24 protein-coding genes are annotated in these 26,891 nt (G+C 62.5%); 8 read left to right on the top strand and 16 right to left on the bottom strand.

Annotated features, from left to right (window positions below):
• Nucleotides 1–58: 58 nt before the first annotated feature.
• The 15 genes from QQJ96_RS00005 to QQJ96_RS00075 form a co-directional block, all read right to left on the bottom strand.
• Nucleotides 59–1,189, bottom strand: coding sequence for a glycosyltransferase family 4 protein (locus tag QQJ96_RS00005; RefSeq protein ID WP_284329819.1), 1,131 nt, complete (start codon nt 1,187–1,189; stop codon nt 59–61).
• Nucleotides 1,186–2,319, bottom strand: a complete 1,134-nt coding sequence (locus tag QQJ96_RS00010) for a glycosyltransferase family 4 protein (RefSeq protein WP_284329820.1) — start codon at nt 2,317–2,319, stop codon at nt 1,186–1,188. The genes QQJ96_RS00005 and QQJ96_RS00010 overlap by 4 nt, the downstream gene beginning before the upstream one ends.
• Complete coding sequence (locus tag QQJ96_RS00015) at nt 2,320–3,834, bottom strand: B12-binding domain-containing radical SAM protein (RefSeq protein WP_284329821.1); 1,515 nt, start codon at nt 3,832–3,834, stop codon at nt 2,320–2,322.
• 65 nt (nt 3,835–3,899) lie between these two features.
• Nucleotides 3,900–4,595 carry a class I SAM-dependent methyltransferase gene (locus tag QQJ96_RS00020; protein ID WP_284329888.1) on the bottom strand — a complete coding sequence of 232 codons (696 nt, stop codon included), beginning with the start codon at nt 4,593–4,595 and terminating at the stop codon, nt 3,900–3,902.
• On the bottom strand, nt 4,595–5,830 hold the full coding sequence (locus QQJ96_RS00025) for an amidohydrolase family protein (RefSeq protein WP_284329822.1): 1,236 nt from the start codon (nt 5,828–5,830) through the stop codon (nt 4,595–4,597). The genes QQJ96_RS00020 and QQJ96_RS00025 overlap by 1 nt, the downstream gene beginning before the upstream one ends.
• A 5-nt stretch (nt 5,831–5,835) precedes the next feature.
• Nucleotides 5,836–6,666: a class I SAM-dependent methyltransferase gene (locus tag QQJ96_RS00030; protein WP_284329889.1), complete on the bottom strand. Its 831-nt coding sequence runs from the start codon at nt 6,664–6,666 to the stop codon at nt 5,836–5,838.
• Between the two features lie 117 nt (nt 6,667–6,783).
• Nucleotides 6,784–7,626, bottom strand: a complete 843-nt coding sequence (locus QQJ96_RS00035; RefSeq protein WP_284329823.1) for a Wzz/FepE/Etk N-terminal domain-containing protein — start codon at nt 7,624–7,626, stop codon at nt 6,784–6,786.
• A gap of 11 nt (nt 7,627–7,637) precedes the next feature.
• Complete coding sequence (locus tag QQJ96_RS00040; protein WP_284329824.1) at nt 7,638–8,771, bottom strand: hypothetical protein; 1,134 nt, start codon at nt 8,769–8,771, stop codon at nt 7,638–7,640.
• Nucleotides 8,768–9,727, bottom strand: a complete 960-nt coding sequence (locus QQJ96_RS00045; protein ID WP_284329825.1) for a glycosyltransferase family 2 protein — start codon at nt 9,725–9,727, stop codon at nt 8,768–8,770. Before QQJ96_RS00045 ends, QQJ96_RS00040 begins: the two co-directional genes overlap by 4 nt.
• Nucleotides 9,724–10,974 carry an O-antigen translocase gene (locus QQJ96_RS00050; RefSeq protein WP_284329826.1) on the bottom strand — a complete coding sequence of 417 codons (1,251 nt, stop codon included), beginning with the start codon at nt 10,972–10,974 and terminating at the stop codon, nt 9,724–9,726. The genes QQJ96_RS00045 and QQJ96_RS00050 overlap by 4 nt, the downstream gene beginning before the upstream one ends.
• The gene (locus QQJ96_RS00055; RefSeq protein WP_284329827.1) at nt 10,971–12,083 is read right to left on the bottom strand and encodes a DegT/DnrJ/EryC1/StrS family aminotransferase; all 1,113 of its coding nucleotides are present in this window, start codon (nt 12,081–12,083) and stop codon (nt 10,971–10,973) included. Before QQJ96_RS00055 ends, QQJ96_RS00050 begins: the two co-directional genes overlap by 4 nt.
• 159 nt (nt 12,084–12,242) lie before the next feature.
• Complete coding sequence (locus QQJ96_RS00060) at nt 12,243–13,178, bottom strand: GNAT family N-acetyltransferase (RefSeq protein WP_284329828.1); 936 nt, start codon at nt 13,176–13,178, stop codon at nt 12,243–12,245.
• Nucleotides 13,165–14,118: a glycoside hydrolase family protein gene (locus QQJ96_RS00065; RefSeq protein ID WP_284329829.1), complete on the bottom strand. Its 954-nt coding sequence runs from the start codon at nt 14,116–14,118 to the stop codon at nt 13,165–13,167. Before QQJ96_RS00065 ends, QQJ96_RS00060 begins: the two co-directional genes overlap by 14 nt.
• Before the next feature lie 5 nt (nt 14,119–14,123).
• Nucleotides 14,124–14,789, bottom strand: coding sequence for an acetyltransferase (locus QQJ96_RS00070; RefSeq protein WP_284329830.1), 666 nt, complete (start codon nt 14,787–14,789; stop codon nt 14,124–14,126).
• Entirely contained in the window at nt 14,774–15,211 is a 438-nt protein-coding gene (locus QQJ96_RS00075; RefSeq protein ID WP_284329831.1) for a sugar 3,4-ketoisomerase, read from the bottom strand. Before QQJ96_RS00075 ends, QQJ96_RS00070 begins: the two co-directional genes overlap by 16 nt.
• A gap of 256 nt (nt 15,212–15,467) precedes the next feature.
• Between QQJ96_RS00075 and QQJ96_RS00080 the strand changes: the two genes are divergently transcribed.
• The 8 genes from QQJ96_RS00080 (at nt 15,468) to folE2 (ending at nt 22,637) form a co-directional block, all read left to right on the top strand.
• Nucleotides 15,468–16,040, top strand: a complete 573-nt coding sequence (locus tag QQJ96_RS00080; RefSeq protein ID WP_284329832.1) for a cytochrome b — start codon at nt 15,468–15,470, stop codon at nt 16,038–16,040.
• Between the two features lie 28 nt (nt 16,041–16,068).
• A complete protein-coding gene (locus QQJ96_RS00085; RefSeq protein ID WP_284329833.1) occupies nt 16,069–17,415 on the top strand; it encodes a cytochrome C in 1,347 nt (448 codons plus the stop codon).
• A 219-nt stretch (nt 17,416–17,634) separates the two neighbouring features.
• A complete protein-coding gene (locus tag QQJ96_RS00090; protein WP_284329890.1) occupies nt 17,635–17,970 on the top strand; it encodes a c-type cytochrome in 336 nt (111 codons plus the stop codon).
• Nucleotides 17,971–18,175: 205 nt separating this feature from the next.
• The gene (locus QQJ96_RS00095) at nt 18,176–18,973 is read left to right on the top strand and encodes a TorF family putative porin (RefSeq protein ID WP_284329834.1); all 798 of its coding nucleotides are present in this window, start codon (nt 18,176–18,178) and stop codon (nt 18,971–18,973) included.
• Nucleotides 18,974–19,043: 70 nt separating this feature from the next.
• Nucleotides 19,044–19,634, top strand: coding sequence for an RNA polymerase sigma factor (locus QQJ96_RS00100; protein ID WP_284329835.1), 591 nt, complete (start codon nt 19,044–19,046; stop codon nt 19,632–19,634).
• Between the two features lie 2 nt (nt 19,635–19,636).
• A complete protein-coding gene (locus tag QQJ96_RS00105; RefSeq protein ID WP_284329891.1) occupies nt 19,637–20,269 on the top strand; it encodes an anti-sigma factor in 633 nt (210 codons plus the stop codon).
• Nucleotides 20,266–21,558 carry a S8 family serine peptidase gene (locus QQJ96_RS00110; RefSeq protein WP_404649102.1) on the top strand — a complete coding sequence of 431 codons (1,293 nt, stop codon included), beginning with the start codon at nt 20,266–20,268 and terminating at the stop codon, nt 21,556–21,558. Before QQJ96_RS00105 ends, QQJ96_RS00110 begins: the two co-directional genes overlap by 4 nt.
• Before the next feature lie 149 nt (nt 21,559–21,707).
• Nucleotides 21,708–22,637, top strand: coding sequence for a GTP cyclohydrolase FolE2 (folE2, locus tag QQJ96_RS00115; RefSeq protein ID WP_284329836.1), 930 nt, complete (start codon nt 21,708–21,710; stop codon nt 22,635–22,637).
• Nucleotides 22,638–22,754: 117 nt separating this feature from the next.
• Here the strand turns inward: folE2 and QQJ96_RS00120 are convergent, their stop codons facing one another.
• Entirely contained in the window at nt 22,755–26,561 is a 3,807-nt protein-coding gene (locus QQJ96_RS00120) for a M48 family metallopeptidase (RefSeq protein ID WP_284329892.1), read from the bottom strand.
• Nucleotides 26,562–26,891: the final 330 nt, after the last annotated feature.

The raw sequence follows: 26,891 nt of genomic DNA on the forward strand, positions 1-26,891 counted from the left end.
CACGCCCTGCGGGCCTTCTGGACGTCATGCCGGGCACGTGGAATAGATCAGAGCATCCCTAGAGCGAGCGACCTGCAAAGAGAGCGACGTGGGCGCCATGCAAACGCTGATACAAGGACTCAAACATCCGTGCGGTGCAATCGGCATCCTCCAGCAACGCCTTGCGCTGTGCCCTTGTCGCCAGTTGCAGTCGCAGTTCCTCGTCATCCAGCACGCGGCGTATCGTTTCGGCCAGTTCTTCCCAGTCGCCCACGGGTACCGCCAGCGCCGCCAAGGGTGACCACTCCGCTATATGCCCAACCGCTGTCCCCACCGTTGGCACCCCGGCAACGGCCGCTTCCAACAGCACCAACGGCCCTGCTTCATGCAAAGACGACATCACCAGCAAGTCCGCGGCTTCCATGATCGGCCGCAGCTCACGCTGGGTCTTGAAGCCGAGAAAACGCACCTGACGCTGCAGGCCCAGCTCGCGTGCCAGTGTTTGCAACTCGCCTTGCAAGGTGTCAACGCCGACGATGTTCAGTTGGAAGTCCACGCCTTCCTTGGCCAGCAGCGCCATCGCCCGCAGCAAGGTCGGCTGATCCTTCACCCGATTGAGACTGGCCACGTGGACCAGGCGCGCACGCTCGGCACTGCGCCGGCGTGGCGTAAGCGGAGGCCACTTGTTGAGGTCAACGCCCAGCGGTACGCGTACCGGGTCCAATTCCAGGGCACGTAATGAATCGATGATGGGCATGCTGGCCGCTGTAACCACCTCGGTACTGCGCAACACCAGCGCTTCGCGCAAACGGCCCTTCCATTTGCGCCGGCCGCCGTAGCCGATCTCATGCAAGGCAACCAGTTCGCCGCCGGCGATATGCACCAGGCTTGGAAGACGCAGGCATTTTGCGGCGACGACAGCGACCAGGCTGCACGATCCGGAAAAAATGGCCTGGATCAGGTCAAAGGGCGCTCGCCGGTGCTCGGCAGTGATCGCCGCGATGGCGCGCAGGCGTGTCCAGCGTTCGCCGATGTTGTGGATGTGCGCGCCGGCCAGCTCCCACTGTGCCGCCTGCGCTTCCTGATGCAGCGCGAAAACATGCACTTCGTGCTGGCGCGCCAGGCGCTCGATCAGCGCCAGGAAGGCGGGAATCACCCCGCGTTCACCGCTTCGGTCCACGCCGCCGGGAAGGACCAGGGCGAGCTTCATCGGCCAGTCCCAGCCAGCACTTGCGCATAAGCTTCGGCCCATTGGCGGCCGAGCGCCTCAAACGAAAGCTTTTGCTCGAAATGCGCGCGCACCTGCGCTGGAGAAGATCTTTTGCCGGCCGCACGCACCAGCGCGTCGGCCAAGCTCGCGGCATTAGCGCAAGACCATAATTGACCGATGCGTCCGCCATCCGTCAAGGCACGAAACGATGGGATATCGGTAACCACCGGGCACGCTCCGCAAGCCATGGCTTCCAGCAACGCATAGCCACAGCTTTCGGCGCGGCTGCCGGAAACGAACAGATCGGCCGATTGCATCAGCCGCTCGATGCGCTCGTGCGGAACCTTGCCAAGCAGATGAACGCGCCCGGCCAGCCTTGCATCTTGCTCGATGCGCTGCTGTACCTGGGCGAGCAGCGGCGCGCTGCCGAAGGCGCACCATAGCTGCAGGCTTGGGAGTTGCTCGGCGGCTTGCGCGACTCCGCTTAGCACGGTCAATGGATCCTTGCCGCCACTTAGATGCCCTACCCACACGACGCATGGATCACCGTAAAGGCCGCTCTCGGAGCGCGCTTGCGCACGATCGCCCGGCGTGAAACGGCAGCTCGACTCGGGTATCGCGAACAGTCGCGTCCCGGCTCCGAACACGCCTGCCGCGGTAAAAGGTTTGGCCAATTCGAGCGAGGTAAAGGTGGCGCCCGCCGCATCGGCGTACCAAGCTCGCCATTGCGATCGCCGCCACCAGCGCGGCGGCCGGTCGGCATGGTCCTGGAACAGCACCGGCAAGCGTGGCAGGTAATGCGAAATGGCTAAAGCCTGATCGCCGAACCCAAGACCATGCACGTGCAAGACGTTTGACCTGAGATGGTCAAGCAAGTCCGCGAAGTGATAACCGCGGTCGAGCAGTGTTTTGCCACGGCCGACCGGCATGAAGTGGTACTCGATACCGTTACGCGTCAGCCGCTCCTTGTGTCTTGCGGCCTGGATGACCGAGACCCTGATGCCGGAGCTGGCCGCGGCTTCGGGAATATCGACCACCGAGGGCCAGTGCTCGAATACCTCGGCCGCTGAGAGACCCGCTGGAGCGGGCAGGAAATTGATATGGGTGACGTGCACGGTTTCCTTTCGCATCTACGCCCCCGACACCTGCGGTATGCGCAGGCGCACCAGCCGGTTGGCCAGGTTCAGTTCCCACGGCCGGTCATAGCAGCGATAGCGATAGCGCCACGTCGCCATGGCACTCAGGCTGCGCTTGGCCCAGTGCGGCGAGCGCAAGTCCTGCACGGTGGGATAGCGGCAGCGCAGCACCGTAACGAAATCGTGGATGCGCTGGCGTAGTTTGTCGGTAAGCCACGGCGCATCGACATGGCAGGCATAGTCGACCCATTGCCGCTGGGTCCATTCTTCGGGCGTTGTCGGAAATACCACCGGTTCGCCGTTGAGATCGAGCAACGGCGTGGCGGGTCGTTTGCCACGATCCTTCTCATGCCGGCTGCTCTCCGGCAGCGGCGTGTAGATGTAGACGACGACCTCCGTCTGCGGGTTGATGCGTTTCATCTCGCGGATGAACTCGAAGGTATGCTCGGTTTCCTCCTCGGTATTCTGCGGTGGCGCCACCATGAAGGACAGTTCCGGAATCACACCGTTGCGCCGGCACAACTCGACCACTTGCAGCGTCTGGTCCGGCCGCGTGCCCTTGCGGATCTCCTTCAGCATCTGGCCGTTGGGCGATTCCGCCCCGATGTAGGCCATCTTCAGCCGGCTCTTGCGGACCAGCTTCCACGTGCTTTCCGACAGCTTCAGCAATGCATCGGCGCGGGCGAAGCACCACCATGGCATTTCCAGCTTCGCCATCACCTCCAGCAGAGGGATCATGTCGGCTTCGCGATCGAAGAAGTTGTTGTCGAAATACAGCACCGAATCGGCGCCCAGCTCATACTTCAGGTAGCTCAAGTCCCGTTCCAGGCGCTCCGCGGCCGGCAGTATCGTGGTGCCGCCGAACATCGCGGCAACGCCGCAGAACGTGCAACGGAAACGGCAACCGATGGCGGCCTGGTGAGCGGCTGTATGCCGGCCCAGAAAAGTGCTTGCCAGATAGCGGCGCGGATCGCCCAGCTTGTCGTAGGGGAGCACATGGCCATCATCGGGCAGCGCAAAATGGCGATTCGGGTTGTGCACGATGCTGCCACCGTTTTTCCATGACAGTCCGCTGATACTGGCCAGCGCGGGCTCCGGGTTTTGCAAGGCATTCAGCAATTCCGGCAGGCTCTCCTTGCCCTCGCCACGGATGGCGTAATCGACGTAGGGGGCTGCCAGGGCGGTTTCCGTGTGTAGCGTGGGAAAGTAGCCGCCCCAGATGATGGGCGTGGCGGGAAAGCGCTCGCGGATAGCTTTGGACACCTCAATCGCCGGAGCAACTTGCGGGCCGCCCATCACGCTGACCCCCACCGCATCGAAGCGGCCCTGCTCCAGCTTGCGCAAGCTGGCATCGACCAGGTCGCGGTCGACGTTGCCGTCGACGATTTCGCTGCTGCCGTGTTTGTCCAGAGCGGCGGACAGGTGCAGCAAGGACAGCGGAAAACGCGCATTGACGCGCGACGTGGTGATGGTGGGATTGATCAGTAGTGTGTTGGGGGATTGGGACATAAGGATGTAGATCGCTCGCTATTCATTCCACACGGCAAGGAAATTTGAGGTTATCGACAAGACACTCAGCCTCTACGCAACCTGAACACCAACGCCACCGGCACAGCCAATGCCGTACGATCAAAATTCGCCTCGGCCGGAATGTCCATCGGATCAAGCATCGGTTCCAGCACATCCTCGATCACCCATCCAAGCGCCGCACACGCCGCGTGCCAATGGCTGTAAAGATGTTGCGTATGCCGCACCGCATAACGTTGTCCGTCATGCTTGAAATCGCGCTGCCAACCTAGCGCCGGACCGATCGGATGGAAGTCGCTGCACAGCACGATGCCATCGGGCCTGGTGACGCGGTGCAATTCGCGCAAGGCGTCATGCAAACGCTCCAGGTGCCCGACGACCAGTCCGCAAACAGTCAGGTCCGCCCAGGCATCGAGCACCGGCAACGAGGTCATGCTGCCTTGTGCGAGCCCGATGCCCGCGTCGAATCGGCCTGCAGTCAGCTCGGTGCAGGCACGCTGCAACATCGCCGAGGAAAGATCCACGCCGATCGTGCGTGATGCGCCGCGCCGCAAGACATGCAGCATGTAGCGCCCGCTGCCGCAACCGACATCGAGCACGTTCAAGCCATTGAGGTCCGCCGGCATCAGTCCGAGCATGGCGCGCTCTTCGGCCAGCATCACCGGGTTGTGGGCGCGCGCCGGATAGTGGGGTGCCCACATCGCGTAAGCTTCCATCGGTGACAGCACGGGCGCGCGGGTCATCATCCGAGACCCCCGCTTGCCGCCACAAGCACGCGCTCATCGCTGCATGGCCCCGCAGCCAGTTCGAGTCCCGGCTCAAGCGCCAGCAAGGCCGGATCTGCTAGCGCGCTGGCGAGCAGCTTCGGCCTGCCATCCAGCGTCACCGGCACCGCATCCACCCCGGCTACGGCAAACCATTCGGCGAAATCCGGGTCCGCGATGCGCGGCATGCCATCACGCAGGACGGCGCGAATCTGGCTGCGTGCAATCCCAGCCAGACTGCGTACGGGATCGCCGCCGAGGTCCTCGACGACCACCAGGTCCGCCACCGCACCCGGCTGCAGGTGACCGCGCGATGGCATGCGCAGGATATGCGCAGCTTGCGTAGTCACCAGCGCGAGCAATTGTGCAGGATCGAGGCCATATCGATCGACCGCGCCAGCCAATTCGTCCAGCAGATCGCGCGCTCCGCTGAGCCGTGAATCGCTGCCCAGCGCAAGCCGGCCTGCCGCGCACAGGCGACGCGGGTCCAGCGTATGCCCCAGCAAGCGCAAATTGCTGCTGGGACACCACACCACCGCGGCGGCTTGCGCTATCGCGCGCTCGATGTCCTCGCTGCTCAGACCCACGCCGTGGATCAACACGCTGTTGCCGGCCAGGCAGCCGATTTGATCCAGCTGTGCCAGTTCTGCACGCGCCACCGCATCGGTGCCTTCGGCGAGATGGATCAGCCATGGATGTTCCGCCGGGGTAGCGGCAAAACTCTCCCGCACCGGCGGCCCATACTCGGGCCAGCCCAGCGCATAACTCCAGCCGTAGTCGCGCAACAGCGCGACGGGAAAATCTTCCTCGTCCAGCACCGGATGCCAGGGATCGTGGTGCGCCACACAGGTGGTACCGGCCAGCAAATTTTTCAGCGCGCCGTGCCGCATGCGCAAGGCCTTGGGCAACCGCAGCGCGGCCATCACTTCCGGAGCCTGGAAATGCTCCTGGAACGCGCGAATCCACGCATAACTGTTGGGAAAAGGCGCATGGCCGCCCAAGGCGGGAATGGCATTGACGTGCAGATGGTCGTGCGCGTTGATCAAGCCGGGGAAAACCAGGTGATCGCGCAGGTCCACGCCGTAAGCCCGCGGCGCCGGCGTGGCATCCATGCGCCCTGCCCTGATCGACAAAGCTGCTCCCGTCACACCATCGGGCGTCACCGTGACAGCGTGGTGTAGGTTGACATGGGCCCGGGTCGCTGATGCATCCATAGGCTTCAGCGCCGCTGCATCACGATCAGGAAGTGATCGCCCATGTCGCGCAAGCCCGGCAGTGCGCCAAAGCGATCATCCAGACGGCCGAGCCGATCGCAAGCCGACTGATGGCGGTGATAAAACTCCACCAGGTAGGGCGGCGGCATGAACAGGCTCATAGCTCGATAGCCGTTCAGCGTGAAATGGGCTGCAAAGGTGCGATAGAACTCGCGCGGCAGGTAGTAATGCGTCCAGATCGTATGGCGATTCATGCCCACTGCGGTGGCGCCGCGCGCAGCGCGCACGCAAGCACGCTTGATGCGCCGCTTGAACAGGTAATAGCCCACTTCCCACGGGCAGATGCGCCCGATCACCGAAAACACCAGCTTACCGCCCGGCTGCAATAGGCGCGCGCATTGGACCGCGACGTCACCCAGGTCCGGCGCGCAGTTGAGAGGACCGAAATTGGAATAGATGCCGTCAAAGCCGCCCTCCAACCGGTCGAGCTGGTGCACGCCGACGTGCAGCGCCGCAACCTGCGCCTGAACACCTGCCGCGGTCGCCCGTGCCTGCGTGCGTTCCACCATGCGCGGCGACCAGTCGCTGGCGACCACCTGGTAACCGCGCCGTGCAAATTCCACCGCATCGATGCCTGTGCCGCAGCCCAGATCGAGCAGGCGCGAGCCGGCAGGGACTTCGCTGCTCACGCTGTTCCACAGCGTGAGACGCATGCGCTGGATCAGTTCGTTGTTGCCGCGTGGCCCGTCATAGTCCGGGGCAACGCTATCGAAGGCGCGCTGGGTATCGAGCAGCTGCGTTTCGCTCAGGGTTGCCGGGGGGCTTCCTGCTTCCAGTTTTAACGTACGGCTCACTACGGTCTCCACCGGGTCGGCATAGGGCACGCAGTGAGTGCGGGTTCGTGGGTGATTTGGTTGTATGGCAAAGCTGGGATTGGCAGCCCAGCCTGCGCGCTACACGCCGGCGGCGATGTGCTGCACTTTGGTGGACACCGCCACCCTGCGTCTGGCCGCATTCCTGGCCACCGCCGCCACGACTCCCGCGAACAGGCCCAACACCACACCCATTCCATACATCAGTACAGGGTTGGGAAATACCGGATGCTCCGGCACGTATACCGGCCACATCAGCGAAGTGTCATAGGTATAAGTGGCGCTGAGGCGTGTGAGCAGTTCGTTGCGCGTCTGCTCCAGCGCGCGGATCTCGTCGTTCTTGCCGGTCATCAGCACGAAGGCGAGATTGTCCTTGCCCTGCGTGGCGACCTGCTGCAATCGATCCCTTTCGGCCTTTACGCTCTCAAGATTGCTCTGAATTTCATCCAGGCGTTGATGGGCAAGCTTCAGCTGCGTCGCCTCCAGACCACGATGAATGCCCTGCAGCTGGGCCACCGTGCCTTCGGCCAGCTCACGCGCCCGTTGCGGGGAGTGCGCGCGCACGCTGAGCTTGATCAGCGGTCCGGCGTACGCCAACGGCTCCAGCTTGAAGCTCTTGCGATAAAGACCCGCTTCAGGCGACTTCGGGTCGATGCCCATGCTTTGCAGCGTCTGGTTCTGGAACGGAATCAGCTGCAATCGCTCCAGCACGCGCTGCAGCGGCTCGGCCTTGGGATCCTGCCCCGACGGAGCCGCGCCGACCTGGCCGATCTGGATCCAGGCGCTGGCCTGCCATTGCGGTTTCAGCGTGAACATGAAGGCAATGGTGGCCAGCAGCACCACGGCGAACGTGGCCAGGAACCACAGCCACTCCCGGCACAACAGCCGCCACATGTCGATCAGGTAGATTTCGTCTCGTTGCATAGGTGTCAGGCTCATGGGATGGAATGGAGGGGTTGCGACCTGCTCGGCAGCCATGCCGCCAGCACCTGCAGCGCCAGGCACACGCCAATGAAGCCTGCATTGGTCCAGGTGTAGGCCTGCGGGGCGAACGGCGACATGACGCAGCAATAGGCAACGCGCAGGAAAATCAGCAAGGGAAACAGCGCCACGGCCGGACACATGCGGCGCACGCTCCATGCCAGCAAGGCATACAGACCAACTATCGACAGCACCGCCCCCATCGCCCCCCACGCAATCAGGAACGGAAAGAACTCGGTGCCGACGTTGATGTTCGACGCGTCAAGCGGAATATCCGTGCCGGCGGTGGCGATGGAGCCCGCGCCCGGTACCAGCTGGTTGACCAGGAAACTCGCATTGACGTAGTGCTTGGCGAGAATCGAGCCGAAGTTGTACGGCCCGGCGCTTATATAGAGCAGCAGCCACTTGATGCCCTGCGGCGCGGCGCGATACATGTCGCTGAACGGCAAGGCCACCGTATCCAGCGAGCCCGAACGCAGGATGCCCAGCATGGAGAACATGCTCGCGCCCAGCACGCCGAGGAACACCACTGCTTTCCACGGTACCGGCTTGGCTTCGTTCCGACGCAGTAGCACCACCAGGGCAAGCGAAAACAGCGATGCGAGCAAGCGGTTGCGATCGATCACCAGCACCGGGAACGCCACGCCGATCACGATCAGCAGATTGCGCAGCCACTTGTTGCGTGCGCACAGCACGCCAATCGGCGGCAGGGTCCAGCACATGTCGGAAATATGCCGGATGTGCTCGTGGCCACCCTCCATCGTGGCGTACGCGGAAGGCTTGTCCAGCAGAGGAATCGGGAACAGCAGCAAGTCCAGCAGACAGAACGCCGTGATGCCTGCGGCGTAAGCCAGGGCCACGAACGACTCCCGTGTGCCCACGTAGCCGCGCGCACGAAACGCATGCATCGGTGGCAAGCGTGGCCCGGCAAGCACGTCGAACAGCAAGATGCCAAGCGCGCTGACCACCAGCAGCAGCATGCCTTGCAAGTAGTCACCCGGCAGATTGTAGCTGAGCAGCGTGAGCCCGCAGGCCAGCAGGATTGGCACGGACAGATAGACCGACGGCAGGCGCAGCAGCCGATTCATGTCTTCTCCACCAGCCTGCCGGCGGGCGGCAGGCGTACCTTCGATGCGGCCAACAGCGACAGATAGGCCAGCATGTGGCAGCTCAGCAAAACCGAACGCTTTTGCAGGAAGGCAATCTTGGCACTGATGTAATGCGACTGCGCCTTGAGCAAGGTGCGATAGGGCTCGTCGAACAGCTCAGTACTGCGTCGCGCGACCCGCCATGATTCGGTGAGGTTGACGATGCGCGTAGCCGTATGCCGCGTCCTGCTCATGTTGTTGCCATGCAGGCGATAGGCACAAACCGGCAGGTCGATGAAACCCAGCGCATCGCGCGCAGCCAGGCGCAGGAAAAAATCCCAGTCGTCGATGCGCAGCCCTTCGGTCCAGCGATCGACGGTTTCCAGCGCGCTCTTCCTGAGCAAGGCAACCGGACCGCCGATCGCCCAGTGGCGGATCACCGCGCGACGAATACCCTCGTCGGTGCGGTATAGACGCTTATCCGCGTGATACAAGTCGCGCATGCCGCTGTCGTGCAGCTTGTTGCCGTATTGGTCCACCACGATCGAATCGCCGACCACCGCCCGCTTGCGCGGATGGTTCTGCAGGTAGCGTACTTGCGCCTCCAGGCCACCTGGCAGAAGGTAGTCGTCGCTGGCGCCCAGGCGCAGGAATTCGCCGTGCGCGCGTGCCGCCAATTCGTTCAAAGTGGCGGCGACGCCGCGATTCTGCCCCTGGTGCACATATTCGACCCGCAACTGCTGGCCGTACCGGCTCGCCCATTCGGCAATGCGTTCACCGGTGCGGTCGGTAGAGCCGTCATCGATGATCACCACTTCCTTGGCCGGATACGAATCCTCCAGCACGCTGTCCAGGCAACGCTGGATGAAGCGTTCGTGGTTGTAGGCCGGAATCAACACGGATACGAGCGGCTCCGCCGAAGTGCTTATCGGCTGGTGGCTGGCTGCTGTCGTCATAATGCCCCCAGGTAACGTCGCGCGACCACCACGTTGAACGCAAGGTAGAACAGATAGTTGACCGCGAACGCGTACATTGCGCCGATCAGTCCGAACGATGCCGTGAAGACATAAACCAGGGCCAGGTAGCTGAGCGCGAACACGCACTCGGAGATCACGAACAGCCGCGTCATGGCCTTGGCCAGCATCAGGTACGAAAGCATGAAGGAGGCGATCTTGATCACGTCGCCGAACAATTGCGGGCCGTACAGCGCATTGGCGGCAGTGAAGTCCGCACTGAACAGCAAGCGCGTGACCCAGTCACGCAACGCATAAACCAGCGCCGCCAGAACGATCACCGCCGGCAAAAGATGGCGATAGGCATTGCGCAGCTCGGCCGCCAGCGACTCGCGCCCATGCGTGGAAGCCAGCTTAGGCAGGTAATAGATATTGATGGCGCTGGTCAGGAACAGCAGGTAGGCATCCGATACCTTGCTTACCGCCTGCCAATAGCCCACCTGTTCCCAGCCCAATTGCTGGGCCAGATGATTGCGCACCGCGATATTGATCAGCGGCGGCAGCAGCGCCGAGGTAAGCGTCATCACGGAGAATGCCGCCAGCTTGAGGCTCATCTCGCGATCGAACTGCATACGCAGCATGCCGCGCTCGAAATAGGGGCTGCGCCGCCATGCAGGCAGTCCGACCACCAGCAACAGCAGCTGCCCCACCACCAGCGCCAGCAATACGCCATACAAGTGCAGCCAGTGCGACAGGCCCACCGCCATCACTACGCTGAGTGCCGAGCCCAGTACCTGGATGAAGGCGAGCCGCCGCACATCCATGAAGCCGTTGAGCACGGCCAGAATATAGTTGGCCAACGCGATGCCTAGCTGGGCGACCGCCAGCACGCGAATCAGGTTTTCGTAACGGGCATCGCCGAGCAGCCACAACGAGAGTTGCTTGCTCAGCAACAACGCCGCACACCCCATCAGGCAGGAAGCAAACAGGGCGTACCACAAGGCGGCCGCCAGCAGGCGCGAAAGCTTTTGCGCGTCATGTCGGTATTCGGCCACGTATTTGACGATGCCCGCGCTGATGCCACCGCCCGCAAGCACCGCCAGCAGCGACATCAGGCTCATGAACTGCCCCAGCCTGCCCACGCCTTCGGGCCCGGCCAGCCACGCCACCAGCTTGATCACCACCAGTCCGGCCAGCAGGCGTGCGCCGGTGGCCAAAGTGGAATAGAAGCCAGCGCGCACGATATTCATGCGTTCCCCTCGAAGGACTGGCAAGCGGCGATGACACGCTCCACTTCCTCGTCATGCAAGACGGGCCCGATCGGCAGGCTCAGGACTTCCTCGTGCAAGCGCTCGGTCAATGGCAGGCGCACGTCACGCAACGCGGGATAAGCCGATTGCCGGTGTGGCGGTATCGGGTAATGCACCTGGGTCTGGATGCCATGGGCTTGCAAATGCCTCTGCAAGGCATCGCGTTGCGCGCAGCGCACCACGAACAGGTGCCATACGTGCTGCTCTTCATGGGCTACCGAAGGCAAGCCAATTTGCGGATGACGTATGCCTTCGCGATAGCGCAGCGCCACCTGGCGGCGCCGCGCGATGTCCTCGTCCAGGTACTTCAGCTTCACCCGCAACAAGGCGGCCTGCAGTTCGTCCAGTCGCGAATTGATGCCCTGGTACAGATGGCGGTACTTTTCGGCGGAGCCGTAATTGCGCAACGCAGCGACCCGATCCGCCAGCAGCGTGTCGTTGGTGACGACCGCGCCTCCGTCGCCCAGCGCGCCAAGATTTTTGACGGGAAAAAAACTGAAGCCTGCCGCGTGCCCCAACGCCCCTGCCCTACGCCCGCCGCTCGCCGCGCCGTGCGCTTGCGCCGCGTCCTCGATCAATAGCAACTGGTGGCGATTGGCCAATTCGGCCAAGGCCGGCATATCCGCCAACTGCCCATACAGATGCACCGCCATGATCGCACGTGTGCGTGGTCCGATAGCCGCCTCCACCGCGGACGGGTCGATATTGAAGCTGGCCGAGTCCGGTTCCACCGGCACCGGGACCAGCCGGCTCTCGGTGACGGCGAGGAAACTCGCGATGAAGGTATTGCCAGGCACGATCACTTCGTCGCCATCGTGCAGCTGGCCCAGCTCTTTGTAGGCCCGCAATATCAGCGCAAGCGCATCCAATCCATTGCCCACGCCGATGGCGTGCCGCACGCCGCAGTAATCGGCGAATTCACGCTCGAAGGCGGCCAGCTCCTGGCCGAGGATGTACCAGCCCGAATCGATGACTCTTGCGGCGGCCGCTTTCAGCTCGTCAGCGTGCCGGGCATTGATGGCCTGGAGGTTGAGGAAGGGGATATCCATGTCACACCGCCAGATGCTGTTGCTCCCTCCCCTGCGTGGCAGGGGAGGGTTGGGGTGGGGTTGCTTGAGCTTGCCGCGAGGTTGGTTTCACCCCACCCCAGCCCTCCCCTGCAAGCAGGGGAGGGAGCAGATCATGGCAAGCATGGAAATACAGGCCCATCACAACATCCACTCGTAAAAATCATGCACCACGGCGCGTGCTCCGAAATACTCCTTCTGTGCTATCAAGCCGCCATTGAGGACCCGCCCCTCCTGCTCGGTCGAAATGCCGAACGAGAAGTAATGCCGGTCCGCATAAATGCGCTCGATCAGCTCCGCCAGCAGCAGATTCAGTGCATTGCACTCACGCCCCCGTTCCGAAGCCGCCAGATACTGCGTATGCACTACCCGGCCAAAGTCATAAATCAGCGCGGCGGCCAGCAAGCCATTTTCGTCACGCGCTTCGTGCAACACGATCTGATGCGGAAAGCGGCTTTGCAGCAAGCGTAGTTCCGCCAAGCTATGGGTCGGCGCCACATCGTGGCGGCTGCGCAGCACTTCGGACAGCAACGCATGAAAATCCGCCAGGTCGCTACCCACGTGCATACGGATCGCCGACTTCCTCGCCTTGGCGACGGCCCGTCTGCGCCCTTCCGTAAAGCCGAACGGCTCGCGCAAGGCGATCACCGAAGCCACGTCGCGCCGCATCAGGCGCGCGCCCAGCCGATGCAGGGCGTACAAATCCTCTTCGGCGGGATACGCGTGAAAAACGTGCGGCACAGCTTTGTAGATGATGCGCTCCACGCCATGCGCACGGTAGTGTTCACCGATCCGCTCGAACACTTCCATCGTCCATTCGGCACGCATGGCGCGCGTCGCTATCAACCCGGCATAGCTAAGGCCGCCATGGCTGGTCGCCACCTTCTGCTTGACGCTGACGGGAAATACCGCCACCGCCTCCTCATTGCGCTTCACGACCAGCGAGCCGTCGGTGTAGCGGTCGGCGTGGTAATCCATATAAGCGCGCCGATGCAAAAAGTTGCCGTTCCTGGAATGCCCTACTACGGCATCCCATTGCGCGGTGTCGGTAGGCGCATAGCTACTAAGCGTGAACATGCACTGCACCGTCGACGGGCACGGCAGGGGCTTGGGCCACGCCGAAGCCATCCACGCCCATGTCGTTGCCGTTGTAGAACATCAGCCAGCTGTCGCCCTGGCGAATCAAGGCGGGATAGCAAAGCGTGCGCGAATCCCAGCCATCGGCCGACAACGCCAGACCCAAGGCTTCGTCGTGCCGCTCCCAGTGCACGCCATCGTTGCTGTAGGCGAGCCCTGGAAAATATTCCCCGGTGACATTGCCGCGCGTGAAGTACATGACATACCTGCCGTCCATGCGATACACGCGCGGCCGGCCGATACGGTATTCGGTGCCGCGCGGTAGCAGGCAGACGTTGTCTTCGAGCGGCATCTCGGCTAGCGAGTGCGTTTCCAGATAGCGGATGTGGTAACGAGGATACGGCTCGCCGCCGATCTGCTCCCAGTCATCGCCTACTGCGTACCACAGGCGCCAACGGTCGTTTTCCCACATCGCCGAATGCACGGCGGCGATCGTGCTGCGGCCGGGTGCGCGTTCCAGGATCGGCGTCTCTTGCAGCCGCTGGAAACTTTCGCCGCCGTCGCGGGAAAGCGCCAAGCCGGTAAAAGCCAGGAACTTGGCTTTGGCCACACGCTGGAAACCCACATAGAACATGTGCAGCCCGCCCGGCGCGTCGACCAGGTCGCCGAGGATCATGCCGTTGTCGTCGAAACAACCGTCGCGCCCGATATCCAGCACCGGTTCGGCGCTGACCCGCAAGACCACCGTGGGATCATCGGCCAGCACATCGACATAACCGATGCGGCTCACACCTTGCGCATCGCGAAACCCCGCATAGACGCGAATGGTTTCGCTGTTAAGCCGGTACGGTGTAGGGGTAAGCGCCGAATGCTGCATCCAGCCGCCCACGCCATGCCGCGCAGGCTCGAATACCAGTCCACGCTTGGTCCAGGTGTACATGGGCGTCAAAGACTCACATCGAGACTTGAGCGACCGGGCAACGCGCGCGCCGGCGAACCGACGTAGACCTTGCCGGGCTCCGTATCCTTCACCACCAGCGCGCCGGAACCGATTATGCAGTCGGGCGCGACTTTTACGTGATCGTTGAACGTGGCGTTCACGCCGATGAAGCTGCGCTCGCCGATTTCGCAGTAACCGGAAATCACCGCATGCGAAGCGACAAAGACGTTATCGCACACCACCGTACGATGCCCGACGTGATTGCCGCTCCACAGCACGACATTGTTGCCGATACGCACGAACGGCTGGATCACGTTGTTCTCGAAGATAAAGCTGTTTTCCCCCACCTCGGCGTTGCGCCATACGAAGGCGCGCGAACTGACGTACGTGGCGAAACGGTAACCCTTGGCCTTGGCTTCCCGGTAAAGGCGCGTGCGCAGCCGATTGAGCTGGCTGGCCGGCACGGCCACGAACACCTCCACTTCCGATGGCGGATAGTCGACGGCAAGCGTTTCGAACGCGACCACTGGGCGATCAGCCAGGGTCGGCTGCTTGAGGTATTCGCGCTCGACGCTGAAGGCTTTGACCTCATAGTCGCTGTCATGCTGGAAGTATTCGCAGGCGATCTGTGCAAACTCGCCCGCGCCGATGAGGACTAGAGGCTTTGGCATGCGGCCATGTCCCCCCGCAGCACGGAGCTGTTCACCTCACGCAGGAATTCGTCGTAGTTGGTGATGTAGTCGGCCGGGTCGTACAGCTGGTCGGCCAGCACCATCAGCACGCAGTCCTCGCTGAAGTCGTACATTTCCCGCCACACCATGCTTCCCAGCAGCAAGCCCTGCGAGGGGTCATCCAGCACCACTTCCACCGGCCCACTGCCGTCGTCGAGCAGAAACTTCACCGAACCACGCACCGTCACCGCCAGCTGATTGAGATGACGATGCGCATGCTGGCCGCGATGGACCTGCTGCTTGGTCGCAAACAGGTAATACACGCGCCGGATTTCGAACGGCACATTGCGATCCCTCTCCAAGGCAACAAGCATGCCGCGCTCGTCGCCATGCTGCTGCAGCTGGACTCGTTGGATTTGCATGGTCGGCCCGCTGTCATGTTGCCAGGGTGGTGTACGCAGTTGAGTGCCGAGACCTCAGGAAAAGGTTGCGTATGCCTGGCGTCCCTCCCTCAGGACAAAAGCCGACGCGATTCGCCACGCCTGGTCAAAAGGAGAAAAATCTAGCCGGCTGCAACCTTTCCCCCTATTGCCCGCACTCACCCGCAAAGGTCTCCTTCCGCCCCGCGCAAGCACATGTCGAAGCAGACTTGAGTCATCTTGGGCCACGGGGAGAACAATGGCGACGTACAACGAAACGGCCGGCAGGGAAGCGGTGCCCGCGCGTCCGCGCAAGCTTGTAGTACTGCATTGGCTTACCGTGTTGTGCCTGCTCGGTGGCGTGACCGCCATTCTGATCCGTGACGAAGTGGCGACACGGGTTGCGCGACAATGGTTATTGGAAATCCATCGCCACTTCGGCCTGGTCGTGCTCACCTTGTTCTTCATTCGAGTAGGGGTGCGTATCCGCATCGGCAAATTGCCGGCCGTGGGCACGCCCTCCCTCGCCATGCGCGCCGCGGCGGGACTGGTACATATCGCTTTATATGTCGTGCTGCTCATCCAGCCCCTGCTTGGCTGGGCGCTCAGCAACGCACAGGGCAAGCCGGTACATCTGTTTGGACTGACCCTGCCCGCACTGGTGGCAGCCGATGAAGATCTTGCCGATACCTTGCAGCAGTGGCACACGCAAGTCGCCTGGCTGCTACTGGGGCTGGTCGTGCTGCATGTGTCGGCGGCGCTTTGGCATCACTTTGTACTGCGCGACGGCTTGCTGCGGACCATGTTGCTGCAGCGCCAGCGCGATGAATGACCCGTATCCACCAGACAAGGAGAATGCCATGCAAACGTTCCTGCACCGACGCGCCTTGTGCCGGCCCAGGAAACTGCATTTGTGGTACGGCCTTGCCGCCCTGCCGCTAATCGCCGCACAGACGGCGCATGCAGTGCCTGCGTACGCACGGCAGACCGGTTCCGCTTGCGCTGACTGTCATGCGGGTGCCTATGGTCCCGCGCTAACGCCTTATGGCATGCGCTTCAAAATGAATGGCTACACCGATACGGATGGCCAGGGCACCAAGATCCCGGCCGCCATCCAGATCAACGGCACGCGCACCGTGCCTGCGAAAGGCCAAAGCAGCAACCAGCTCAGCGAAGCGGATATCTACCTGGCCGGACGCGTCTCCGACCATGTGGGCGGCTTCGTGAAAGTAGCGGATTACAACACTGGCAACAATAAATTCAATACGCAGTTGAGCGACGTCGATTTGCGCTTTGTCGCGAAGGATCTGAAACTCGCCGACAAGGAAGCGCTGATCGGCGTCAGTTTCAACAACAATCCAGGCTTCGATGATCCGGTCGACGCCCTGCCCGCGGCCACCTTGAACGGGCCACCCACGGTATCGGGCACCCTGCTCAACCCATCCAGCTCAAACACGCTGGCGCACCGCGTGTACGGAGCCAGTCTCTACGCGTTGTACGACAAGAACTGGTATGGCGAGCTGGGTACCTACAATTCTCTGCCGACCTCGATGCAGAACAACCTTGGTTATCGGATCTCCGGCGATCCCGGCAAGCTTAGCGACACGGTGTATGCGCGTTTTGCCTATCTGCGGGACTTCAAGCGCCAGTTCGTCTCCGCCGGCCTGGTGGGCCTAACCACCAAACGCCAGCTGCCACGCAGCGGCCCGAGCGAAAGCCTCACCGATCTCGGCTACGACGTAACGTATCAGTACCTGGGCAACCACGAGAACATCGTGCAGCTTGCCTACGTGAACATCATGGAGCGCCGCCGCTATGCCACTACGCCGTTCGGCCCCATTCCCGGCCTCGTGGCGCTGCCTCGCGGCGTGGTGCATGACCAGTCGCTTACGGCCACTTATGTATTCAAGCAGAGCTATGGCGTGACGATCTCCCACATGGTCAGCACCGGTACGCACGACATCGTGCGCTATGTGCCGTATGGCGAACCGGATACCTCCAGCAACTCGCTCACCGTGTTCTGGACTCCGTTCGGCAAGGACGACTCCTTCACGACCATTGCCAACTTGCGGCTGGCCGTGGAGTGGTTCCACTTCAACAAATTCAACGGCAGCAGCGACAATGTCTTCGGCGCGCCGCCGGGCGCACCGATGACCAACGCCAGGGATCTGAATGCCTTCGTGATTTTTGCCAGTGTCGCGTTCTGACAGCAACCGACGTAGCGGCGTAGGCTGGGATGTCAATCCCAGCATCGGGCGAGCACGGGGAAAGCTGGGATCGGTATCCCAGCCTACAGCCTTTTTTATCGCCCCCGTTTGAACAACCGAATCATCCTAGTAGCACGAACAGGAGTCGAAGTAGTGAGCCAACGATTTTTGGAGCATGGGTTGCGTGGTTCGGCCATAGCGGGGCTTTTGATCGGATGGATGCTCGCTTCGCCTATGGTTAGGGCTGGCGATGCCAGTGCAGGCGCGGATGTATTCAAGTCCGAATGCGCCGAATGCCATAGCCCCAAGCAGGGCAAGAACAAGAAAGGCCCGAGCCTGTTCGACATCGTGGGGCGCCCGGCCGGCACGGCGCCGAACTACAAATATACGGATGCGCTCACGCAGGGCAAATGGACCTGGACCACCGACAAACTGCATTGGTATCTGTCGCAACCGGCCCGGAAAGCCAACCCCGGTACCCGGATGAAATACGACGGCCTGGACGATCCCAAACAGCTGGATGACCTCATTACCTACCTGGGCACCCTGCATTGATGACATTCCCTTGTCCGATGGGATCGACTATAAGCTGGCCATGTTCCAGGTGAGGCGAAACCGTCATAGCCCATGCGACGCACGGTTACCCAAAGCATGAAGTGATGCCCCACAACAGCCCCCGGCCACTGATGATGGGCTGTGTGTCCGCCGTGGCCGACAAGCTGCCGCGGCGGTGGCGCCGTGCACCTGAAAAGACCGGACCATGAAGGCATCGCACCCGCTTCGTCACTACACTTTTTTACGCGTAGCTGTCGCCACGCTGTCGATGGCGGTCCTCGCCATACCCCTGCGTGCCCAGACGAGCAATCTCAACGGCACCGTGGCACTCAGTTCGCAATTGGTCGATCGTGGCCTGGCGATCACGCCGGTCACGCCCTTCCTGCAAGCGGCCACCTCCTGGACTTCGGCCAACGGCTGGGTGCTGGGGCTGTCCGCTGGCACCCAGTTGCGCTCGACCGGCCATGGTTCCGAAGCCCTGGCCCAGGCCGGGCATTACTGGTCGCTTGCCGATGACTGGCGCATGCAGGCGGGACTGGTCTATTACACCTACCCGGGCAATGCCCGCGGGCGCGCCTTTGACCGGGCCGAAGCCGGGGTCAGCTGGATGTACCGGGACGTGCTCACGTTCGGCCTGTCGGCCATCCGACTCACCCGCGGCGGCAACCACCAGCCGCGCGGCGCCGCCGACGTGGATTTTCACTGGCCCTTGCCGGCGCACTTCTCGCTTTCCGCCGGGTTGGGGGTAGCCCAGCCCCTGTCCACGGCCATCTATCACGGTACCCCCACCTACGGTACCCAGGACGACTGGGGTTACTACTACGGCGGGCACTACTACCTCTACCACCGCCAACGTTCGAGTTCATACTACGGCTATGGCCACTTAGGCCTGGCCTGGACCTATGAGGCCTGGCGGGTGGAGCTGGACCGTGTCGCCACGGATCCATCGCAGCGAGGCATGGCAGCTGCCCCATGGGTCGCCACGATCTCGTGGTCTTTTTGACGTAAAAGCAACCTTCTAGCGCTTAAGCGGCACTCATCCAGTGAACTAACGCTATCGGGTCATAAAAATCATGAACGACGCCGACGTCCCCGCTGATGCTACCGACCGTGTGTTGCTGCAGCGCATGTCCACCGGCGACCGGACCGCGCTAGCTACGCTGTATCGCAGTTACCACGGCCGATTGTGCCGATTCCTGTCACGCTTGACCCGGCGCCCCGACATCATCGAGGAAGTGATCAACGACTGCTTCTGGATCGCCTGGCAGAAAGCCGGCGACTTCCGCGGCGATTCGCGCGTGTCCACCTGGATCATGGGCATCGCCTACCGCTGCGGACTCAAGGCGTTGCGACAGCATGGCGAAGAGGCGGTCGAGGACAGCATCCCGGAAGATCGCACACCTGCCGACGATCCGGATGAGGACCGCGAACTGCGCGACTGGCTGAGCAAAGGGCTCGAACGCCTGTCTACCGACCAGCGCATAGTAGTAGAACTGGTGTACGGAGAAGGACACACCCTCGACGACGTAGCCACCATCATGCAATGCCCGGTAGGCACAGTGAAAGCAAGGCTGTTTCATGCCCGCGTAAAGCTGCGCAATGTACTACCTGCCCTAGCTGAAGGCTCGATCACCGTTAAAGAGCGCAACGATCAGGTACCATGAAGATGTTAGCTACCTATTTTGGCCAAGACTGTCCGCGTGCATGGGAAATGATGCCCTGGGTGCTGCAGAACAGGGCGACCAAGAAACAAGCCGATTGGCTCGCGAGCCACTTGGCGCAATGCGAAGCATGCCGCACCGAATTCGCGCAGCAGCAGCGCCTGCAGCAAGCCATGTCCCTTCCCTCCGAAGTCGAGGTGGATGCGGAAGCCGGCCTGCAACGCCTGCTCGGCCGTCTCGACACACCGGCGGCGGAAGAACCCAAGCGCACACGCGCAGGCGGCTGGCTGACCCGTGCGCTGGTGGCGGCGATACTGATCCAGGCCATCGGGATCGGCGCATTGGGATTGAAGATGTGGTCGACTGACCAAACAGCCAGCTACCGCACACTCAGCCAGGAAGAACCTGCGCCTGCGACGTCGGGCACGCTCCGGGTCGTCCCCGACGCCAGCATGACGCTGGGCGATTGGAATGCCTTGCTGCATTCGCTGCAGTTGCAGGTGGTGGGCGGCCCCAACGATGTCGGCGCCTACACACTTGCACCGGTCAGCGCCAAGTCGATCAAACCAAACACCCTGCAGCAATTGCGCGCCGCGCGCGGCATCCGCCTGGCAGAACCGGTGACCGGCGCGCCATGAAACGGGGCGCCAAACGATACTCAGCGTTTGCGGTTGCCGCGGCCGTTGCCTGCCTGAGTGTGCATGCAACTGCGGCGGCGGATGCCAGTCATGCATCGCCTGTATCGAGCATGGACAGCCAGCGCGACATCGTGCTGGCGGTTGCCAATCCGATCGATCCCCCTGCCCTGCATGCCGGCTCCAGCCTGCTCGGTTACGTGCCGGCCGGCTATTACGGCGCCGGGCAACGTGCCGTCTCCGCCCTTGCCGAACTGAAGCGGCACTACAACTTGGACGAAGTCACCGGCTGGCCGATCAAGGCACTCGGCGTGTATTGCGTGGTGGTAAAAACACCCGCGGGAACGGATCGCGAGGCATTGCTCAAGACGCTCGCCAAGGATGATCGCGTAAAGCTCGCGCAGCCGCTGCAGGATTATTCGGTGTATGCAACGGTAGCGGCCCAAACGCATCATCGCTACAACGATCCCTACGTCGATCTGCAACGCGGTTTCGTGGAAACCGACGCGGAGCTCGCGCACAGCGTCAGCCAGGGCGAAGGCGTGCACATCGCGGTGGTCGACACCGGCGCCGACCTCACGCATCCGGATCTGCAAGGGCGTATCCACGATACTCACAACATGGTGGACGATAGTGATACCGCGTTCAATCAAGATCACCATGGCACGGAAGTCGCCGGCGTGATTGCCGCCGATGCCGACAATCACCAAGGCATAGTCGGCATCGCACCCAAGTCCGTGCTCAGCCTGTACAAGGCATGCTGGTACGCACCAGCGCCGCAGGTCGGTGCGCGCTGCAATACCTTTACGCTCGCCAAGGCACTGGCTGCAATCATCGATACCGATGCGCGCATCGTGAACCTGAGCCTGGGTGGCCCTGACGATCCCTTGCTGGACAAGCTGCTGGCGCAACTGCTCAACCAGGGTCGCATCGTGGTGGCCGCCTTGCCGCCGGATGGACGTCTCAGCGGATTTCCCGACAACGCGCCCGGCGTCATCGTGGTACGCGTCAGCGATGCCGCACCGGCCCCGGCGGACGTATTGAGCGCTCCCGGCAAGGACATTCTTACCACCCAACCGGGTGGCGGCTACGACTTCACCTCCGGCTCGTCCATGGCCGCCGCACATGTAAGCGGCATTGTCGCCCTGCTGCTTTCCGTCTCGCCGCGACTGGATGCATATGCGGTGCGCGACCTGCTGCTGAAAAGCAGCAAGCTTTCCCATGGCGTAACCGAAGTGAACGCCGCATCTGCCGTAGCCGCGCTGCACGAACCGCAGCGAGCCACGCATTGACTGCCCAGGCGTCGGCAGGCGCGCGTAGGCTGGGATGGCAATCCCAGCATCGAGATGCCGCATAGCAAGCTGGGATTGCCATCCCAGCCTACGCCTGCGGTCCTTCTGAACATCATGCCGAGTGTGCGCAATAGATCAGAGCATCTTTAATGAAACCTATCAGCACCGCCATGGGCTTGATGCCCGACATTGCCGGCCATCGGCAACCGCAGCTTGGCAGCAAACTGGACGCGGTCGGCATGCAGGGCATCGAGATGCCGGTGCTGTTCGATGCGGGCAACGGCACGCTACAGCGCATCAGCGCCAAGGTGGATGCCTTTGTCAACTTGACGCGCGAGGACCAGCGCGGCATCCATATGTCGCGTTTGTATCTGCTGATCGATGAATACCTTGGCGGTCATGCGCTCCACACCGGCATGCTTGCCTCACTGCTGCAGGCCTGCCTGGAATCGCATCGCGACCTCGCCGATAGCGCGCGCATAGCCATCCACTTCCAGCCACTGATACGCCGCCGTGCCTTGCGCAGCGGCAACAGTGGCTGGCGCAGCTACCCGGTTTCGATCGAGGCCAGCCTCGATCGCGAAGGCGTCCGACTGGAACTCGGCACGGAGGTGCTTTATTCATCCACTTGCCCTGCTTCGGCCGCCCTGTCCCGCCAATTGATCCAACGGCAATTCGCCCAGGATTTTCCGACAGACCTGCCGTTGGACCATGCTGTCGTCTCAGCTTGGCTGGGCAGCGAAAGGGGCATCGTCGCCACGCCACATGCGCAACGCAGCGTGGCCCGGTTGCGAGTACGTTTTAAGTTCGGCGCGCCTCTGGACTTGATTGACCTGCTGGATCGTGTCGAAGCGGCGTTGGGTACGCCGGTGCAGACCGCGGTCAAGCGGGAAGACGAGCAGGCGTTTGCGTTGGCCAACGGCGAGAACTTGATGTTCTGCGAAGATGCTGCGCGACGTATTCATCGTGCGCTGGACGCTGATGAGCGCATCGAGGATTTTCATGTGCGGGTGGAGCATTGGGAGAGTTTGCATCCGCATGATGCGGTGGCGTGCGTGAGCAAAGGCGTTGCCCTGTAGCGTGAGAGTTGGGGCAAGCGCGTAGGCTGGGATGACAATCCCAGCATCGGGATGCTGCGCGGAAAGCTGGGATTAGCATCCCAGCCTACACGCTTGGCGACCGCCACAAGCCGCACCTCACCCCAAAAACGGTCTCTCTCCCGCAAACAGTATCGCCTTGGCAAAATGCCGCCATGCATCCGGCGCCAGCGGTCCAAGCAGGTAGATGCCGGCCACGTAAGCCTGCGCGCGCATTTCCATCGGCACCCCGCTCAAGGCGCGCTCGGCATCCGTCGCATCGCCGCGTCGCGCTAGTTCCACGAAACGCTGCATGCCTTGCACCCAGTCACGCCCTTCCTTGCCGTAATGCGCTTCCGTGTCTTCCAGTACTTTGGCAACGGCAGGGTCGTTGGCATCATCGCCCTGCGCGAGCGCCAGCCATACGGTCTGCTGGTCGATGCCCGTACCTTTGGGCAATGCGGATACGCGTGACCGCAGCAGGTACGAAGCTCCCTGCGAAGCCGCTGCCAGGCGCAATACATGCCCCTCCACCTGCGTGTGGGCAGCTGCCATCACCGCTTCGTCCAGCCGCCCCTCGCTCAGCAGGGACAGCGCACGATAAGGCCCTTCCTGCATGGGCTGACCAGGCTCCAACAACAAAATGCTGGTAAGCCCAGGCGACAGGGCGAGCAGTTTCGATTGCCGTTCTGGCGTGCCGGCTGGATCGACCAGACGCGACAGGCGCAGCACTTCCGCCGCGGTGGCATCGCGCAGCGTTGGGCTTTGCATCGCCTTGCTATATTTCTCCAGCGCCTGCTGATAGTTGCCTTGCTGAGTGTCGATGTAGGCGTCTGCGAAATTGAACCAGGCCGATTGCGGCCAGCGCTGTGCACCTTCAGTAAATTGGCGGTCGCGCTCCGCTCCTGACTGCATGCAACGTACCGCCACGTAGGCGAGATCAGGTTGTTCCGGCGCCGCCTTGGCGAGCGCCTCGTCGCGTGCGCAAACCTCGTCATGCGTGGCACCCACGTCGTGGTCCTGTTCCAGACGCATCGCATCCACGTCGATCGGGAAATGCTTGCGCCGCGCAGCAAAAACTTCGTTGAAACCGGGCAAGTTGCGCGCCAGCTCCAGCCAATTGCCCAGATTGGCCGAACCAGGCTTATCGAACCGTACATGCGCAAGCAGCATCGCCGCGGCCGCATGCTGATCGTTGACCTGCTCGGCATAGAATTCAGGCGGCAACGCGTCGAAGCCATCGAGCACGCTGCGCATACCTTCACCGGAGTTGGTTTGGATGCTGTGCGGCGGTTGCGCGAACACGAAATCGGCGTGCACCACCTGCCAGCGTTGGGGCTGCACCAGCGAAGGTGCAATCTTGGGTGCGGAGCCATACGAAGCCGTCCACGAATGCAGCGGAGCGGCAGCCGCCACGGTATAGATGATCTTGTCGTCGGAGCGATTGAGCGGCGCGGTGAAATGTTCGATCGGCTCGCCGTCATCCGTCCGTGCTTCCACCTCGACATGGCCTTCTTCGCGCAGCGAAACATCCTCATGCTGATGCGGCTGCACGCTGACACGGTGGCCACCCACGTTCGCCACCACCGCGCGATCCAATGGGTTGTAGACCGTGACATCGGTACTTTCATGCAGCCAGCCGAATACCAGCACGAAGCCGACGATCGCCACGGCCGCCGCTGCCCTGCCCAGGCCGGAAAGACGATCGCCAGCGCCCTCCAGTCGCTGCCATAAACCCTGCCTCGCCTGTTGCCCCCGTTCGCTGCCCGGTACCAGGGTGGGGTATTCGTCGTGGGCGGAGGGCGCTTCGATGGGCGCCTCGGCAAGCGGCTCGTCGCGTGTGGCCGCGGCAATCGATGCCTCCACGGCCAACAGCTCATCAAGGGTGGTGCGGCGTAGCGCCGAAAGCCAGTTGGCGGTGTGATTGATCCACCCGTCGATCTGGCGCAACCAGTCGTTGATGTTGGTGCGTTCCGGCGCCCGCAAGCCGTAATTGCCGAGCGCCTGCGGCCAGCTCGGCGCACCCAGCCGGGCAAGTATCCGTGCGCCGGGCTTTACCGTCGCGGCTTCATGGAAAACCCGGCTGAGCGCGCGATGCACGTCGCTCGCACCTGCCAGGATACGGCGCACGCCGTTTTCGCTGACTCGGCCCCGTGCCGTAACCTGGCGGTAATCCTTGGCAAGCGCAGCCTGGGCATCGCGCAGATTCGCTTCGGCATGATCGGCGTAGTGCAGCACATGCAGGCTGCCGAGCAGGTAATCTCGCCACACTGGCGCAAGCGTCGCGGCCACTTTCAGGTGCAAGCTGCGCACACGCCGCAACGTCGAGTGCAGGTTCGCCCGCACGCCCGTGCGCTCCTTTTCCACTTCGGCGATCGCCCCCGGAAGCTGGCTGCGTTTCAGGATATGGCCGCGATGACGAATCACGCCGTCCGGCGCGTCATAGATCCGATCGCGCAATGAGCACAGCAACGCGTGTTCGCGGTCAAGCGCCTGTAAGCGATCTAGTTCTTCGCCGATGCGCAGCGGGTACAGGTCGTCCAGCGACAACGGCAAGCGCGGCACGGCATTCTCGTAATACAGCTCGCCCGGGTTGGCGGCATGCCGTACGGCGGACATACCCAGGTAAATGCCGCGGTAATCCGACTTGAGGTGTTCGCGCGCGAACTGCTCGTCCAGCCGCCGCAGGGTTTCGTCCAGTTCCACTGGCGTTTCGTTCGGCTGGCCGGCCAGCTCCCGCGTCATGCGCTCGCGCAAGGCCTGTTCGTGCTCGAAAAGGGACCAGGCGCTGCGTTCGTCGGGCGATGCGAACAGGTAGGTGCGCTTGGCGTTGCTCTCGCGCTCATGGTTCATCGGATGGGTGGACCACATGCGCGGCGGCTGTGCCAGTTCGCTCTCGAACACGCGAAAAGCCGCCCCGCCCTCGGCCGGCAGCTGCGGGCGATTGGAGTAACCAGGATCGTTGTAGATGATGCCAAGGCGATCGACCAGAGCGTACTGCACGGCGAAAATGTCGCGCGGCGGACGCTTCGCTCCCACTTCGCCACGCAGGAAATTCAAGCTGCGATCCCAAGCGTCGTCCGCCACTTTCAGCCGATGCAGCGCATGCACCAGGGCATCGCTGCCGGTGAGCGATACCGCCACCAGGTCGGCCTGCAATTCCATTTCGCGCGAGAGCGCACGCTGGGCCAACACCACCAACCTAAACCCTGCATCGACGATCACGCGCAAGGCCCAGATCACGATGCCCAGCAGCCAGCCGATCCAAGCGATACGGATATCCAGACGGGACAAGCCGCGCAGGAACGAATCCAGCGCATCGCGCCTCGTCACGATGTGCACGGCAACCTGCTGTGCGGTATAGACCCAGCGGCCGACCGCCATCGAACGCTGGCCGAAATGGCCGAATTCATGCGCGCAGACCGCCTTGAACTCGCCCAGGTTGAGCATGTTCACCAGGCCCAGGCCGATCTCCAGATTCTTGCGCGACGGGAACAGCAGATTGAGCAATGACAGGTCGTACGAAACGGCAGCGTTGACGCGGCCGCTCGCGTACACTTTGTGCGGCCTTGGTGCGCCGGCATCATCGGCAATGCGATCGAGAAAATCGAACAGCCGCGGCTGCTCCGCACGGGTCAGTTCGATGCCATCGATTTTCGCGCCCTTCTTGATGAAGAACAGCGCCTTGATCAGAAAGAACGCCAGGAACAGGCTGCCTACGCCCACCAGGGCGGCCAGCAAACCGTTCCCACTGGCGACTCTGCCCAGCTCGACAATGCCGTTGTAGACGAACCACGCCGCCAGCGCGAAATACAGCGCCATGAACAGCAGCAAGGCACCCACTGCGATCCAGGCATGACGCACATAGGTGCCGCTGGGACGGGTAAAACCCTCCGGGACTTGGGCCGGGCCGGCCGGGTAGATCATGTTCACGCTTACCTCTCCATGCTAGCGGTGACTTCGTTGCAACTGCTTGCGTGCGCTGCCGTCCACGGCAGGACAGCCGCCATCGCGCCCCAGGCGGGACGTGCCGGATGAAAAGTGGTGTCTTGTGCGCACGCCAAGCCCGGCGTGCTCCCCCTTCATCCCTGGCCTTCCCCTGTTCCGCGTTTCCACGCTGGCACACTATGGCGGGTTCCACGTGGAGGTGGAAGGGGGTGTTCGGCTCGCCCTATGTTCACAGCGCGCAGGATCGGGCAAGAAAGCCCACCATCGTGGCAGTCAGCTGGCGGCCGTGCGGGCCTGTCGTGTCTCTGC

Source organism: Dyella flagellata (genome assembly GCF_030160275.1).
Taxonomy (GTDB): domain Bacteria; phylum Pseudomonadota; class Gammaproteobacteria; order Xanthomonadales; family Rhodanobacteraceae; genus Dyella_B; species Dyella_B flagellata.